Origin of the sequence: Pseudomonas sp. RIT778, assembly GCF_019718735.1 — a bacterium.
GTDB lineage: Bacteria > Pseudomonadota > Gammaproteobacteria > Pseudomonadales > Pseudomonadaceae > Aquipseudomonas > Aquipseudomonas aphyarum.
This window is the reverse complement of record NZ_JAIHBA010000006.1, coordinates 134,289-148,863: the sequence shown is the minus strand read 5'-3', so window position 1 is coordinate 148,863 and position 14,575 is coordinate 134,289. Positions and strand designations below refer to the sequence as shown.

Here is a 14,575-nt window from a genome sequence, read left to right as displayed (position 1 = left end):
TATCAGCAGCTATTGACCGAACAAAGGCTTCCCATGAGCGTAGATGCACAAGATGTAGTACTCGTCGTCGAGGACGAACCGGTGATCCTGATGGTCCTGACCGATTATTTGTCAGGCCAGGGCTATCGCGTATTGCAGGCCGAAAACGGCGAGCAGGCGTTCGAGATTCTGGCGAGCAAGCCGCATCTGGACATGTTGATTACTGATTTCCGCCTGCCTGGCGGGATCTCCGGCGTGCAGATCGCCGAACCCGCCGTCAAGTTGCGCCCTGATCTGAAGGTGATCTTCATCAGCGGTTATCCGCAGGAAATCCGCGAGACCGGCAGCCCTATTACCCGTCGGGCGCCGATCCTGGAAAAACCGTTCGATCTGGATGTGTTGCAGGAGAAGATTCAGGAATTGCTGGCCTGAGGCGTTAACCGCCTCAGCTCTTGATCATTTCCCGCACCTTCGCCGTCAACAGATCGAAGGTGAACGGCTTGGTGATCATCTGCATGCCTGGGTCGAGGAATCCGCCGCGCACCGCCGCGTGCTCGGCGTAACCTGTGATGAACAGGACCTTCAAGTCTGGCCGGTATTGCCGACCGATTTCCGCCAGTTGCCGACCATTCATGCCCGGCAGGCCGACATCGCTGATCAGCAGATCGATACGTTGCTCCGAATCCAGAATCGGCATGGCACCGTCAGCGTCGCCGGCTTCGACAAACCCGTAACCCAATTCACTCAATACCGCGCTGACCAGCACGCGCACGGCCGGGTCGTCTTCGACGATCAAGACGGTTTCGCCTTCCACGGCGTTCGGCGCCTGCTCCGTGTCCGCTGGCGCGTGAGGCAGTGATTCGCCCTGGAAGCGCGGCAGATAGAGTTTGACCGTGGTGCCCTCGTCGATTTTGCTGTCGATCGACACATGACCACCGGATTGCTTGCTGAACCCATAGATCATCGAAAGGCCCAACCCGGTGCCCTGGCCGATTGGCTTGGTGGTGAAAAACGGGTCGAACGCGCGATTGATCACGCTCTCCGGCATGCCGCAACCATTGTCGGTCACGCTCAATACGACGTAATCACCGGGCTCAAGATTGCTATAGGTCGCGGTGTAGTCGCGATCCAGCACCTGATTGCCCGTCTCGACCACCAGATTGCCGCCGTCGGGCATCGCGTCGCGTGCGTTGATCACCAGGTTGAGCAGGGCGCTTTCCAGTTGGTTGGGGTCGGCCTCGGCCACCCACAATTGTTCGTGCAGGCGCATGTCCAGTTGAATGCTTTCGTTGAGGCTGCGTTGCAGCAGTTCGCCCATCGACTGCACCAGCTCGTTCATCTGCACGGCTTTGGAGTCCAGCGACTGGCGACGGGAGAAAGCCAGCAACCGATGGGTCAGGCCGGCGGCGCGGTTGGCCGAAGTCACACCGAGGTCGATCAGGCTGTCGAGATCATCCAGGCGGCCACGGGCCAACCGACGGCGTAGCAATTCAAGACTGCCGATGATGCCGGTCAGCATGTTGTTGAAGTCGTGGGCGATACCGCCGGTGAGCTGGCCGACCGCTTCCATCTTCTGCGACTGGCGCAGGGCTTCTTCGTTGTGCCGTAGTTGCGCTGTGCGTTCTTCGACTTGCTGCTCGAGGGTTTCGAGGGTCGATTGCAGGCGTCGCTCGCTATTGCTCAGATCGATCAGGCGGTCGCGGGCCTCGTACTGTCGTCGTCGCCCGCGCAGGGCGGTGGAAATCAGGCTGACCAACGTTGCCGGATGAAAAGGGCGCTCAAGGAACGTCACGTTGCCCAGTAATTTGCTGAGCTGCGACGAAGGTCCTTGTCCGGATCCGCCGTGATGGGTGAGCAAGACAATTGGCAAGTCCGACCACGCCGGTTGTTGCTCCAGATACAGCAGCAGGCCTTCGAGTTCCGGACCATTCAGGGCCTCGGCCGCGATCAGCAGCAGCCCGGCGCCGGGTTCAAGTTCGGTGCACAGGGTGGCCAGATCGGGCGTGATCAGGCCACCGTAGCCGGCCTCGTTGAGGATCATCAGCGCAACCTGGCTGTCGCGACCCAGGGGCGCAAGGATCAGCGCCCGTTCCGACAGCGGTACGGTGACGGTCACAAGTTGTCATCCTTGAGCAGCGGGTTACTCGCGCCGAGGTAGGTGGGGACTCCGCGCAGCACACCCTGGAAGGCTTCCAGCGGTTCACCGATGGTCATGCCTTGCTTGGAAATGCGGTATTCACGAATGGTCGATTCATGGCTGCCGGTACGTTTCTTGATGATCGAAATCGCCCGGCGTACCTTGCCGAGGGCTTCGAAATAACGCAGCAGAATCACTGTGTCGGCGAGGTAGGTAATGTCTACCGGGGCCTGCATGTCGCCGACCAGTCCATGCTGGGCGACGGTCATGAACGTCGCGGCGCCCTTGCGGTTCAGGTACAGCAACAGTTCGTGCATGTGCAATACCAGCGCGTTCTCTTCCGGCATCGCGGCCTGATAGCCGTTGATGCTGTCGATCACAACGGTCTTGATGTCACCTTCATCGACGCAGCGTCGCACCCGGTGGGAAAACTCGCCAGGAGAAAGCTCGGCAGCATCCACCTGTTCGATCAGCAGATTGCCGGTGGCCTGCAGGGCCTTGAGGTCGATGCCAATGTTATTCATGCGCTCGAACAGCAGGCCCAGTTCTTCGTCGAAAATGAACAGCGCGGCCTTTTCACCACGCGCCACGGCGGCTGCCGCGAAAATCATGGTGATCAAGGATTTGCCGGTCCCCGCCGGACCCAGAATCAGCGTGCTGGAGCCGGTTTCGATACCGCCGCCGAGCAGGGCGTCCATTTCCTTGATGCCGCTGGACAGTTGCAGCCGTGGGTAATCGCCCCGGTGCTCGGCCGCCACCAGGCGCGGGAAGACGTGCACGCCATCGCCCATGATGGTGAAGTCATGGAAGCCTCCGCGGTATTTCTGGCCTCGGTACTTGATCACCCGCACGCGACGGCGTTCGGCGCCATAGTTGGGGGTCAGTTCTTCGAGGCGGATCACGCCGTGCGCGACACTGTGCACGGTTTTGTCGAGGGATTCGGTGGTCAGGTCGTCCAGCAGCAATACCGTGGCGTCGTAGCGCACGAAATAATGCTTGATCGCCAGGATCTGTCGACGGTAGCGCAGGGAGCTTTGCGCCAGCAGGCGGATTTCCGAGAGGCTGTCGAGCACAACCCGCGTGGGTTTGAACCGCTCGACCACTTCGAAAATCTGCTTGGTCGCTTCGCCCAGTTCAAGATCCGAGGAGTACAGAAGGCTCTGATGATGCTCGGCGTTGAGCAGGCTTTCGGGCGGCGTCAGCTCGAAAATTTCGATGTTTTCGTTCAGTTCCCAACCGTGGGACGCCGCGCCCTGGCGCAATTCGCGCTCGGTTTCGGACAGCGTGATGTACAACGAACGTTCGCCGGCACGGGCGCCGGCCAGCAAAAAATGCAACGCGACTGTGGTTTTACCGGTTCCAGGCTCGCCCTCCAGCAAGAAAACATGACTGCGGGACAAACCACCAGCCAGGATATCGTCGAGACCCTCGATGCCGGTGGCGGCTTTTGCACTGATCAACGCGTTCGATGTAGACAAAAAATGCCCTCTCATGACTAGGGGAAACGCGGCAGCGGGCGCCGGACGCCGTTTTGGCACTGCCTGTTTACTTGACCTTTTGCCGTGGCGACGGTTCCGATTTTCTTGCGGGATGTGTCGCGAAGGCCGCTAGAGACCTTGCTGCAAAGAGGGATCGTCCGGGTTCATCTGTTCGAGCTGCGCCAGCAGAATCTGCACGTTCTGCAACTGACCGCTTTCTTTCCAGTAGTTGATCAGCAACACCCGCGCCTTACGATCGGCAGGATGACGCTGGACGATTTCCTGCAACTGCTTTTGCGCCGCTTCCAGTTCTTCGGCGCTGTGCAGGGTCGTGGCGAGGTCGTAGCGATAGTCCTTGTTATCGGGCTCGAGCTCCACGGCTTTGGACAAACCGAGCAGGGCGTACTCGCGTTGATCGTGGTGCAGCAGCCAGAGGCCCAGCGCGTGTTGCAGATAAGCCGAATCGGGTTGGGCCTTCAATTGTCGGGCGAGCAATTGCCGCGCGGCATCGCTCTGGCCTTGGCGGTCGAGTACTTCGATCTGCATCACCAGCGCCGGCAGGTTGCCCGGGTCGAGGCGCAGGGTTTGTTCCAGCGCTTCCTGCGCCTGTTTCAATTCGGCATTGTGCAGATACAGGCGCGCCAGTTGCGCATAGTTGGCGGCGCTTTCCGGCTGGGCCTTCAGCGCCTGTTCCCACACGTCGATGCCTTGCTGGAGCGGCGCGAAATACAAGCCCAGTTGATCCGGAGACAAGCCGAGCAGGGCGTTGATCGCGGCGAAGCGGACGGTTTGATCTTCATCGTCGAGCAACGGACCCAGCAGCAGGCTGCGCTGCCCGCCCGGCACCAGGCCGGTCACGCTTTTGATTGCTGCCAGCCGCACATCCGGCGACTCGTTTTGCAGATCGGCGTCCGCCAGCTTCAAGGCCTGCGGGCTTGGGTAATTGGGCAACTCGGCATGCAGCCAGACACGCCGTTTGACCGACAGATCCGGACGCCCCAGTTGCTGATACAAAACCCGCGCGGCACCCGGTTGGCCAGCCCGAGCGGCGGCCAGCGCTTCGCTGTACCCATGCTTGATCGCTTCCGGCACCACGGGCGCGGTACTGCGCAATGACAGCCAGGCCACGAAGAGGACCAGCACAAGGCCGAGGCTGATGAGCAAATAGCGGCGAGACTGAGGCATGCGAATTTCCGAAACTTTCGTTTTGTAGCGGAGGTCGCAAGCTTCTGTCAGCTCGCGCCGTGAGTCAAACCCTCTGCCCGATATGGCCTACTACAGGCGTTGAATCGACCTACAACTCGTGTCGACCCTGTTCGCCGTCATGCCCTCCTTGCAGTGTCTACGCTTGCAGAAGTTGTTTCGAAGAGGCTACCCATGCAATCCCTGCTTATTTATTTCAAGGCGGTGATCCACCCCAGCCAGGCAGTGCTGCTGTTTGGTTTGCGCACCATTGCCGCCGGATTGCTGACCTTGTATCTGGCGTTCCTGTTCGATCTGGATCAACCGAAGTGGTCGATCATGGCCGTCGTTATCATCAGCCAGCCACTCGCCGGGATGGCGCTGGCACGCAGCTTCGGGCAAATCATCGGCACGACCCTCGGTGCGGCGGTGGCGGTGCTGCTGATGGCGATTTTCCCCCAGGCGCCGTTGCCGTTCATCACGACTCTGGCGCTATGGCTGGCCCTGTGCACAGCCGGCGGCACGTTGTTGCGTTACACCAGCTCCCAGGCGTTCGTGCTTAGCGGGTACACCGCCGTGGTGGTGGCGCTATTGGCGATTCCGGATCAGGACGGCACCTTTCTGCTGGCGGTCACCCGGGTTACCGAAACCTTGCTGGCGGTAGCGTGCGTATGCGTGGTCAGCCTGCTGACGGCGCGGCCAGAGGCGGTATCGCGCAACTATTTCGCGAAGGTCGATCAGGTGATCAAGCTCGCCGCCACCCATGCCGCCGCTGTGCTTCGCACCGAAGAAAGCGACGCGGACTTTCAGCGCCGGCAAATGCAGCTGCTGGGGGAAATCAGCGCCCTTGAAGGGCTGCGCCGGCATTTGTATTTCGACGCTCCGCGCCTGCGCAGTGCCAACAATCTGGTGCTGTTGCTGGGCAATCAGCTGATGCTGCTGACTTCGCGCCTGACCGCTTTGCGCCACCAGCGGGAATTGCTCACCGAACGCTGGGAGGGCGATCTGCCGCTGGACATCCAGCAACTGCGCGCCGAGGAGCTGGCACTTCTTGATCAGCTCGCACAGCAAGGGCGCTCATTGCCGGCCGAGGTTCGGCACCAGTTCATCGCGCTGCAACAGCAATTCGAAGCGCTCGCCTACAAGGCCGAACAACTGACGGAAGACATGAGTGCAACCCTGCGCTCGCTGGCCTGGGCATTGCGCTGGGAACAGGCGCGGCTGTTGCAGCAGCTGGAGCAGATTCTCGAACTGAGCGACGCGATACAGGAAGGGCGGGAGGCCAGCTGCATGTTCCGTGGCCAGTCCAGCCCCTTGCACCTGGATTTTACCCTCGCGACGATGAACGCCATCCGCGCCTTCAGCGCGTTGCTGGTGGCCGGGTTGATCTGGATCGAAACCGCTTGGGACGGCGCGCGGGGCGGGATGATTCTGGTGGGGATTCTGTGTTCGTTGATGGCGACATTTCCACGTCCTTTAATTGCCGCGCAGAGTTACGCCCGAGGGCTGGGACTGGCCTTGTTGGTGTCGGCGTTCTATCAATTCATGCTGGTTCCGGCGATCAGCGATTTCGAAATGTTGGCCTTGTTGCTCGCGCCTTTGCTGTATGTGATCGCGGTCGGACTGTCCAGCCCGGCCACTGCCGGTATCGGAATGGGGCTGGGGCTGTCGAGTTTCCTGATGCTCGGTCCGCAGAACGTCGGCACCGGGCAGAACACCGCCATTCAATGGTTCGAATTCGCCGGAGCCTATGTCAGTGCAGCGATGCTGGCTCTGATTGTCTATGCCTGGATCTTCCCGTTCCGCCCGGCCTTTCGAATCAGGCGCTTTTATAACGAGGCGCGGGAGCAGGTCTACCAACTGACCAAGAGTCCGGCCACCGATGAGCAGCAATTCGCCTTCGAAAGTCGAATGGTCGATCGCCTGACCTCGATGCTGGGCGTGCTGCCGGCCGCCAATGATCGGGATATGCAGCGTTTGTATGAAATCAGTCTCGCCTGTGTAGCGCTGGGCGTGGCCATGCACCAGCTCAGGCAACAGGCACAGAACAATACTCTGCTCACTGACGCATTCGGTCGGCAGCTGTCGACGGCATTGCGTCAGACCGGCCGTTTCGTCGCCGGCCGACCGGACGTGCGCCTGACACCGTTGCTGACTACGCTGCATGCGCTCGGCGATGAGCTGGATGCCTTGCATGTCGCCACCCATGAGCACTTGTGGTCGGTGTTTCGCATGCGTGTGGCCCTGTTGATCGTGGTGTCGTTTCTGGAGCGACATGGCGAGCATTTGCAGCCCAACCGTCCTGAAGGAGAACCCGTCCTTGCCCATTGATTTCGAGATCGGCGGCGTTTACCTGCCACCCATCGCCCAGGCTTTGTTACTGGCCATACCGGTTTTTCTGCTGCTCGACTGGGGTTTGCGCCGGCTTGGCGTCCTGCGTTTTGTCTGGCACGAGGCGCTGTTCGAAGGCGCCTTGTACGCCTGTGTATGCGCCGCATTGATATTGCTGATGGGAGCCTGAAACCTTGAAGACGTTGCTCACTCGATTGACGACATTGGCGGTGGTGCTGCTGGCAATCGTGCTTGGCTGGTTCGCCTGGGAACATTACACCCGGGCCCCGTGGACGCGGGATGCGCGGGTGAGGGCGGATGTGGTGACGCTGTCGGCGGATGTTTCGGGCCGCATCGTCACACTGGCGGTGCAGGACAACCAGCATGTCGACAAGGGCCAGTTGCTGTTTGAGATCGATCCGGCGCGCTACAGCCTCGCCGTCGAGCATGCGAAGCGCTCGGTGGAGGTCTCAAAGGCCACGCTCGGGCAGTCGCAAGCGGCGATTGTCGCCAGCGAGGCATTGCTCAAACAACGCCAGAGTGAAGAGCGCCGGCGACGTACGCTCAAGCAAGGATTCGCGATTTCCGGTGAGGAGTGGGAGAAGTCCAGCACCGACGTGGCGGTGGCCCAGGCCGATCTGTTACGCAATCAGGCGAATCTCGGTCTGGCCGAAGCCAACGTGCAACTGGCGATTGCCGCGCTGACCCAGGCAGAACTGGATCTGCAACGCACCCGTGTCGAAGCGCCGGTCAGCGGTTATGTCACCAATCTGCTGACCCGTCAGGGGGATTACGCGGTGGCCGGCGGCGCGTTGCTGGCGCTGGTGGACAGTAGCTCCTTTTACGTCAGCGGCTATTTCGAGGAAACCAAACTGCCACGGATCGAGGAGGGTGATCGGGTGCGGATCGAATTGATGAGCGGGGAAAAATTCGGCGGCACCGTGCAAAGCATCGCCTTTGCCATTGCTGACCGGGAAAATGCGCCGGGCAGTCGATTGCTGGCCAACATCAACCCCAGCTACACCTGGGTGAAACTGGCGCAACGAGTACCCGTGCGGATCGGCATCGATCCCGATTACGCGGGCAAGGACCGACTGAGAGCCGGCACTACCGCCACGGTCACCGTGCTGGAAAACCATGAAAGACAGGTACAAAAAAGCCCCGCGACCGAATGATACGCGGGGCAAAAAATTTGGTTGGTTGCGGCCAACCAAAGGAGCTCTTTAAAAAACTATTACTTGCTGGCGACCGTCTCTGGCTGCCAACCGCCACCGAGGGCCTTGTAGATCGCGACGATGCCGCGATACAGATCCACTTCGGCCTGGGCCTGGCTGTCTTCGGCGTTCAAACGTTCACGCTGGGCGTCGAGCAACACCAGGAAATCGGTGGTGCCTTCGCGGTAGCGAATCTCAGCGAGGTCGGCAGCCTTGCGGCTGGATTCGCTCTGACGGATCAGCGAGATCAGACGTTGCTGACGTTTGCCGTAATCACTGAAGGCGTTTTCCGACTCTTCCAGCGCGAGCAAGACTTGCTGCTCGTAGGTCGCCAGTGCGCCTTCGGCATCGGCATCGGCGCCGCGCAAACGGGCCCGCACGCTGCCAAGGTCAAACGCTGCCCAGGTGATGCTCGGGCCCAGAGCCCAGGCGTTGGCCGCCGAGGAACCGATCTGCGAACCACGCCCGGCCGTCCAGCCGAGGAAACCGCTGAGGCTGACCCGAGGAAACAGGTCGGCCTTGGCCACACCGATACGTGCCGTGGCCGACGCCAGTTTGCGTTCGGCGCTGAGGATGTCCGGACGACGCTGCAGCAGTTCGCCCGGATCACCGATCGGCAAGGCCTTGGCAATCGCCGGCAGGTCTTTCGGGCTCAGGTCGACGGTCAGTTTGTCCGGACGCTCACCCAGCAGGGTGGCGATGCGGTTTTTCTGCCGGGCCTGTTCCGCCTGCAACTGCGGCACACTGGCTTCGACCGACGCCAGACGGGCATCGGCCCGTTCAACATCGAGCTGATCACCAACGCCGGCGTCACGCAGGCTGATGGTGATCTTGCGCGACTCCTGCTGGTTGTTCAGGTTGGCCAGGGCGATCTTTTCCCGCAATTGAGCGCCGCGCAGTTGACCGTAAGCGTCCACCAGTTCGGCAATCATGGTGACTTGCAGTTGGTACAGATCGGCTTCGGCCGCTTGCTGGTCGGCGTCGCTGGCTTCCAGATTGCGCTGGATGCGTCCGAACAGGTCCAGCTCCCAGGCCATGTCCAGCCCCAGGTCGTAGCGTTCGCTATTGACCCGCTTGGTGGTCTGGCCCGGAATCTGACCTTTGGCCAGATCGCTGCTGGCGCGGCTGGTGATGGTCGGCATCGCATCGTTGCTGGCGTCGTCGCGGATCGCCCGGGCGGCTTTCCAGCGGGCGAACGCCACGCGCAGTTCACGGTTGCCTTGCAGCGATTGAGTCACCAACTGGTTGAGGGTCGGATCGTCGAACTGCTGCCACCAGATGCCTTCGAATTTCGAACGGTCGAAGTTCTTCTGGCCGGCGGCGCCGTCGGTGGCGGACGTGACGTTCGCCGCCTCCGTCGTCGGGGTCTTGTAGTCAGGGCCGACGGCGCAGGCACTCAGGGCCAGCACCAACAGGCTCGGCAGGAAGACTTTCAGACTCATTGGTGCGCCTCCAGTGGCTTTTGAAGATTTTGCGCCTTGGCCGCTTTGCGCGCTTCGCTGCGCTCCACGAAATTGCGGATCAGCACATAGAACACGGGGGTCAGCAGCAGACCGAAGAAGGTCACACCGAGCATCCCGGAGAACACCGCCACACCCATGGCATGACGCATCTCGGCACCGGCACCGCTGGAGAACACCAGTGGCACCACACCCATGATGAACGCGAACGAAGTCATCAGGATCGGCCGCAGACGCAGACGGCAGGCTTCCAGTACGGCGGCCAGCGGATCGAGGCCTTCTTCCTGTTTGTCCTTGGCGAACTCGACGATCAGAATCGCGTTCTTACACGCCAGGCCCACCAGTACGATCAAGCCGATCTGGGTGAAGATGTTGTTGTCGCCGCCAGAGATGATCACACCAGTGATGGCCGACAGCAGGGTCATCGGTACGATCAGGATCACCGCCAGTGGCAGGCTCCAGCTTTCGTATTGAGCCGCGAGCACGAGGAACGCCAGCAATACGCAGAGCGGGAACACGAACAGCGCAGTGTTGCCGGACAGAATCTGCTGGTAGGTCAGGTCGGTCCACTCGTAGGTCATGCCGTTCGGAAGTTCATCCTTAAGCAGTTTCTCGATGGCTTTTTCGGCCTGGCCAGAGCTGTAGCCCGGAGCTGCCGCACCGTTGATCTCAGCGGTGATGAAGCCGTTGTAGTGCATAACGCGATCCGGGCCCGAGGTGTCGCTGACCTTGATGAAGGTCGCCAGCGGGATCATTTCGCCTTTGTTATTGCGTACTTTCAGCTGGCCGATCTGGTCGGATTCGAGGCGGAACTGTTGCTCTGCCTGAACGTTAACCTGATAGGTACGACCGAAGCGGTTGAAGTCGTTGGCATACAGCGAACCCAGGTAGATCTGCAGGGTGTCGAAGATGTCGCTGACGGCCACGCCGTGGGTCTTGGCTTTTTCGCGGTCGATGGCGGCATCGACCTGCGGCACGTTCACGGTGTAGCTGGTGAACAGGTTGGCCAGTTCCGGAACGTTATGGCTCTTGGCAATAATGTTCATGGTTTCCTTGTACAGCTCTTCGTAGCCCAGGTTGCCCCGGTCTTCGATTTGCAGGCGGAAACCACCAATGGTGCCCAGGCCTTGTACCGGCGGCGGCGGGAAGATCGCCATGTAGGCTTCCTGAATCCCGGCGTACTGGCCGTTCAAGGCACCGGCAATCGCACCGGCGGACATGCTCGGGTCTTTACGCTCGTCGAACGGTTTCAGGGTCACGAACACGATGCCGGCGTTCGGGCTGTTGGTGAACCCGTTGATCGACAGGCCCGGGAACGCTACAGCGCTTTCCACGCCAGGCTGTTTCAGTGCCAGGTCGGACATGCGTTTGATCACGTCTTCGGTACGATCCAGGCTCGCGGCGTCCGGCAGTTGCGCGAAGGCCACCAGGTATTGCTTGTCCTGGCCGGGTACGAATCCGGTCGGCGTACTGGAGAAACCGAAGAAGGTCAGCACCATCAGGCCTGCGTACAGGAAGAGGGCGATGCCGCTGCCACGGATAACCCGGCGCACGGTGCCGACGTAGCCATGGCTGGCACGGTCGAAGAAACGGTTGAACGGACGGAACAGCCAGCCACCGAAGATCTTGTCCAGCACTCGCGAGAAGCGGTCTTTCGGTGCGTCGTGACCTTTAAGCAACACAGCGGCCAGCGCTGGCGACAGGGTCAGCGAGTTGAAGGCCGAGATTACGGTCGAGATCGCGATGGTCAGTGCGAACTGCTTGTAGAACTGACCGGTGAGGCCCGAGATGAATGCCGCCGGTACGAACACCGCACACAGCACCAGCGCCGTGGCAATGATCGGGCCGGTTACTTCACCCATGGCCTTTTTGGTCGCATCGAAGGGGTTGAGCCCCAGTTCAATGTTCCGTTCGACGTTCTCCACCACCACGATGGCGTCGTCCACCACGATACCGATCGCCAATACCAGGCCGAACAGCGACAGCGCGTTGAGCGAGAAGCCGAACAGGTGCATCACCGCAAACGTACCGATCAACGATACCGGCACCGCCACCAACGGAATGATCGAGGCGCGCCAGGTCTGCAGGAACAGAATCACTACCAGAACCACGAGGATCAGTGCTTCGAAGAGGGTGTGAACCACCGCCTCGATGGAGCCGCGCACGAAGATCGTCGGGTCATAGACGATGCTGTAGTCCATGCCTTGCGGGAAGCTTTTCTTCAGTTCTTCCATCTTGCCGCGAACTTCGTTCGAGATTTCGATGGCGTTGGAGCCAGGGCGCTGGAAGATCGGGATCGCTACGGCCGGCTGGTTGTTCAGCAACGAACGCAGGGCGTACTGACTGGAGCCCAGTTCGACGCGAGCGATGTCCTTCAGGCGGGTGATTTCACCATTGTCACCGGCGCGAATGACGATGTTCTCGAACTCTTCCTCGGTGACCAGGCGGCCCTGAGTGTTGATCGACAACTGGAAGCTTTGCGCAGTCGGGGCAGGGGGCGCGCCCAACTGGCCGGCGGCCACCTGACGGTTCTGTTCGCGAATGGCGGTGACCACATCAGTCGCGGTCAGATTGCGCGAAGCGGTCTTGTTCGGGTCGAGCCATACACGCAGCGAGTAGTCGCCCATACCGAACAGCTGCACGTCACCGACCCCACCGAGGCGAGCGAGCTCGTCCTTGATGTTGAGGATCGCGTAGTTGGACAGGTACAGCATGTCGTAGCGTTTGTCCGGCGAGGTCAAGTGCACAACCATGGTCAGGTCGGGCGAAGCCTTGTCGACGGTGATACCGATGCGCGTCACTTCTTCTGGAAGTTTCGGCTCGGTACGAGTCACGCGATTCTGAACTTGCACCTGCGCGTTATCCAGGTCAGTGCCCAGAGCGAAGGTGATAGTCAGGGTGATCTTGCCGTCAGCGGTGGACTGCGAGGACATGTACAACATGTTCTCGACGCCGGTGATGGCTTGCTCCAGCGGAGCCGCCACGGTTTCACCGATGACTTTTGGGTTGGCGCCCGGGAAGTTGGCACGCACCACCACGGTCGGTGGCACGACTTCCGGGTATTCGCTGATCGGCAGCTGGAACAGCGAAATCGCACCGGCGATCAGGATCAGCAGCGAAAGTACCGCTGCGAAGATCGGCCGTGAAATGAAGAATTGGGAAAAATTCATCGGAGTTGTCGTCCCTTAACCGCGTGGGGTCGCAGCAGCCAGTTTCACAACCGAACCCGGCGCGCCTTTGGCAGGTGCGACTTTGGGCAGGTTGCTGGCTTCCAGCGCTTGTCGTTGTTGAGCGAGAGCGGCAATGGTTTGCTCGCTGGCCATCGGGATCACTTCAGGCGAAACCGGGGAGCCAGGACGAACCCGTTGCAGACCCTTGACGATGATCGTGTCGTCCTTGTTCAGACCGCTGCGCACGATACGCAGGCCTTCGATCTTCGGACCGAGCTCGACGGCGCGGTAGGCGGTCTTGTTGTCGCCATCCATCACCAGCACGAACTTCTTGCCGAGGTCGGTACCGACCGCTTCATCGTTGATCAACATCGCGTTGTAGGTGCCGCTGCCGACCAGTTTCAGTCGTGCATACAGACCCGGGGTGTAGGTGCCGTCGCTGTTGTCGAACACGGCGCGACCACGGATGGTGCCGGTTTTCGGGTTGACCTGGTTGTCGACGAAGTTCATCTGGCCCAGGTGCGGGTTGCCGTCTTCATTGGACAGGCCCATGTACACCGGAGTGGTTGCACCGCGCTGACCCTGACGGGCGAGTTGGGTGTATTTGAGGAACACACGCTCGTCGGCGTCGAAGTAGGCGTAGACCTTGTCAGTGGAAACCACGCTGGTCAGCGCAGTGGTGTCGGCGGTCACCAGGTTGCCGGCGGTGATTTCGGCACGGCTGACGCGGCCGCTGATTGGCGCAGTGACGCGGGTAAAGCTCAGGTTCAGCTTGGCCAGATCCAGTTGCGCTTGCAGCGCGCCGACAGCAGCACGGGCTTCTTGTGCAGCGCTGGTGCGCGAGTCGGCCAGTTCGGCGGAGATGGCGTTGCTGGCACGCAAGCGTTCGCCACGGCCGGCTTCGTTTTCACTGCGGGTGGCATTGGCGCGGGATTGAGCAACCAGAGCTTCGAGGCGGCGGACCTCGGCCTGGAACGGACGCGGGTCGATCTGGAACAGCAGGTCGCCTTTCTTGACCAGCGCACCTTCGGTGAAGGCGACTTCGTCGATCTGGCCGGAGACCCGCGGACGGATTTCAACGGTTTCCGGCGCCTCGAGGCGCCCGGTGAATTCGTCCCACTCGTTGACCGGTTGTTCCAGCACCTTGGCCACGCTGACTTTGGCAGCAGGCATGGTGGCGGCGGTCTCCGGAGTCTTGCCGCACGCGCTCATCACCAGTACGGCCAACATAGCCAACGGGAAGCGCAAATGTTTGAGTGATTGTTCCATGGATGCATCCGCCAATGTATTGAAGATGGGCGGATGATGCTCGGCGGGTAGATGGCAAACGAATCGAATGACACGAAGGTAACTATCATTCGGAATGATATAAGCCCGAGGAAAGCCCTCTAGCATGCACCTTTCGTTAGGAGGCTATCAAATGGCTTGATGACAATTCTGTGTTGCGCGATCGGCAACTGTCGCAGGCGAAATTGCGCGGTGAGGATTATGCGGCGATTAAATATTCCGCTGAAGTTACCGAGCCTCGACATCCTTGCGGAGCATATGGCGCTTGTTTACAACGACCTCGCCTGGCTGCTGGAGCAATACGCCAACATCAAGAGTCCTGTTACCCGGAACAGGC

The 14,575-nt window shown here is 60.6% G+C and carries 10 protein-coding genes; 4 read left to right on the top strand and 6 right to left on the bottom strand.

Annotation, left to right across the window (positions count from 1 at the left end; all coding sequences use genetic code 11):
- Window positions 1–33 precede the first annotated feature (33 nt).
- Window positions 34–411 carry a response regulator gene (locus tag K5E37_RS05345; protein ID WP_007954537.1) on the top strand — a complete coding sequence of 126 codons (378 nt, stop codon included), beginning with the start codon at window positions 34–36 and terminating at the stop codon, window positions 409–411.
- Between the two features lie 13 nt (window positions 412–424).
- On the opposite strand, the gene K5E37_RS05340 is transcribed toward K5E37_RS05345, so the two are convergent.
- The 3 genes from K5E37_RS05340 to K5E37_RS05330 form a co-directional block, all read right to left on the bottom strand.
- Window positions 425–2,095, bottom strand: coding sequence for an ATP-binding protein (locus K5E37_RS05340; RefSeq protein ID WP_221533317.1), 1,671 nt, complete (start codon window positions 2,093–2,095; stop codon window positions 425–427).
- A complete protein-coding gene (locus K5E37_RS05335) occupies window positions 2,092–3,594 on the bottom strand; it encodes an ATPase domain-containing protein (protein ID WP_085603805.1) in 1,503 nt (500 codons plus the stop codon). Before K5E37_RS05335 ends, K5E37_RS05340 begins: the two co-directional genes overlap by 4 nt.
- A gap of 129 nt (window positions 3,595–3,723) precedes the next feature.
- Window positions 3,724–4,779 carry a tetratricopeptide repeat protein gene (locus tag K5E37_RS05330; RefSeq protein WP_085603802.1) on the bottom strand — a complete coding sequence of 352 codons (1,056 nt, stop codon included), beginning with the start codon at window positions 4,777–4,779 and terminating at the stop codon, window positions 3,724–3,726.
- A gap of 192 nt (window positions 4,780–4,971) precedes the next feature.
- On the opposite strand from K5E37_RS05330, the gene K5E37_RS05325 reads away from it, so the two are divergent.
- The 3 genes from K5E37_RS05325 to K5E37_RS05315 are packed head-to-tail and all read left to right on the top strand — an operon-like array spanning window position 4,972 to window position 8,282.
- On the top strand, window positions 4,972–7,107 hold the full coding sequence (locus K5E37_RS05325) for an FUSC family protein (RefSeq protein ID WP_085603800.1): 2,136 nt from the start codon (window positions 4,972–4,974) through the stop codon (window positions 7,105–7,107).
- Window positions 7,097–7,297 (top strand): DUF1656 domain-containing protein, encoded by a 201-nt coding sequence (locus K5E37_RS05320; protein ID WP_039768281.1) that lies wholly within the window; start codon window positions 7,097–7,099, stop codon window positions 7,295–7,297. Before K5E37_RS05325 ends, K5E37_RS05320 begins: the two co-directional genes overlap by 11 nt.
- 4 nt (window positions 7,298–7,301) lie before the next feature.
- The gene (locus tag K5E37_RS05315) at window positions 7,302–8,282 is read left to right on the top strand and encodes an HlyD family secretion protein (RefSeq protein ID WP_221533316.1); all 981 of its coding nucleotides are present in this window, start codon (window positions 7,302–7,304) and stop codon (window positions 8,280–8,282) included.
- Window positions 8,283–8,341: 59 nt separating this feature from the next.
- Here the strand turns inward: K5E37_RS05315 and K5E37_RS05310 are convergent, their stop codons facing one another.
- The 3 genes from K5E37_RS05310 to mexE are packed head-to-tail and all read right to left on the bottom strand — an operon-like array spanning window position 8,342 to window position 14,220.
- The gene (locus K5E37_RS05310; protein WP_085603794.1) at window positions 8,342–9,763 is read right to left on the bottom strand and encodes an efflux transporter outer membrane subunit; all 1,422 of its coding nucleotides are present in this window, start codon (window positions 9,761–9,763) and stop codon (window positions 8,342–8,344) included.
- Complete coding sequence (locus tag K5E37_RS05305; RefSeq protein WP_085603791.1) at window positions 9,760–12,951, bottom strand: efflux RND transporter permease subunit; 3,192 nt, start codon at window positions 12,949–12,951, stop codon at window positions 9,760–9,762. Before K5E37_RS05305 ends, K5E37_RS05310 begins: the two co-directional genes overlap by 4 nt.
- Window positions 12,952–12,966: 15 nt before the next feature.
- Window positions 12,967–14,220 (bottom strand): multidrug efflux RND transporter periplasmic adaptor subunit MexE, encoded by a 1,254-nt coding sequence (mexE, locus tag K5E37_RS05300; protein WP_007954549.1) that lies wholly within the window; start codon window positions 14,218–14,220, stop codon window positions 12,967–12,969.
- Window positions 14,221–14,575: the final 355 nt, after the last annotated feature.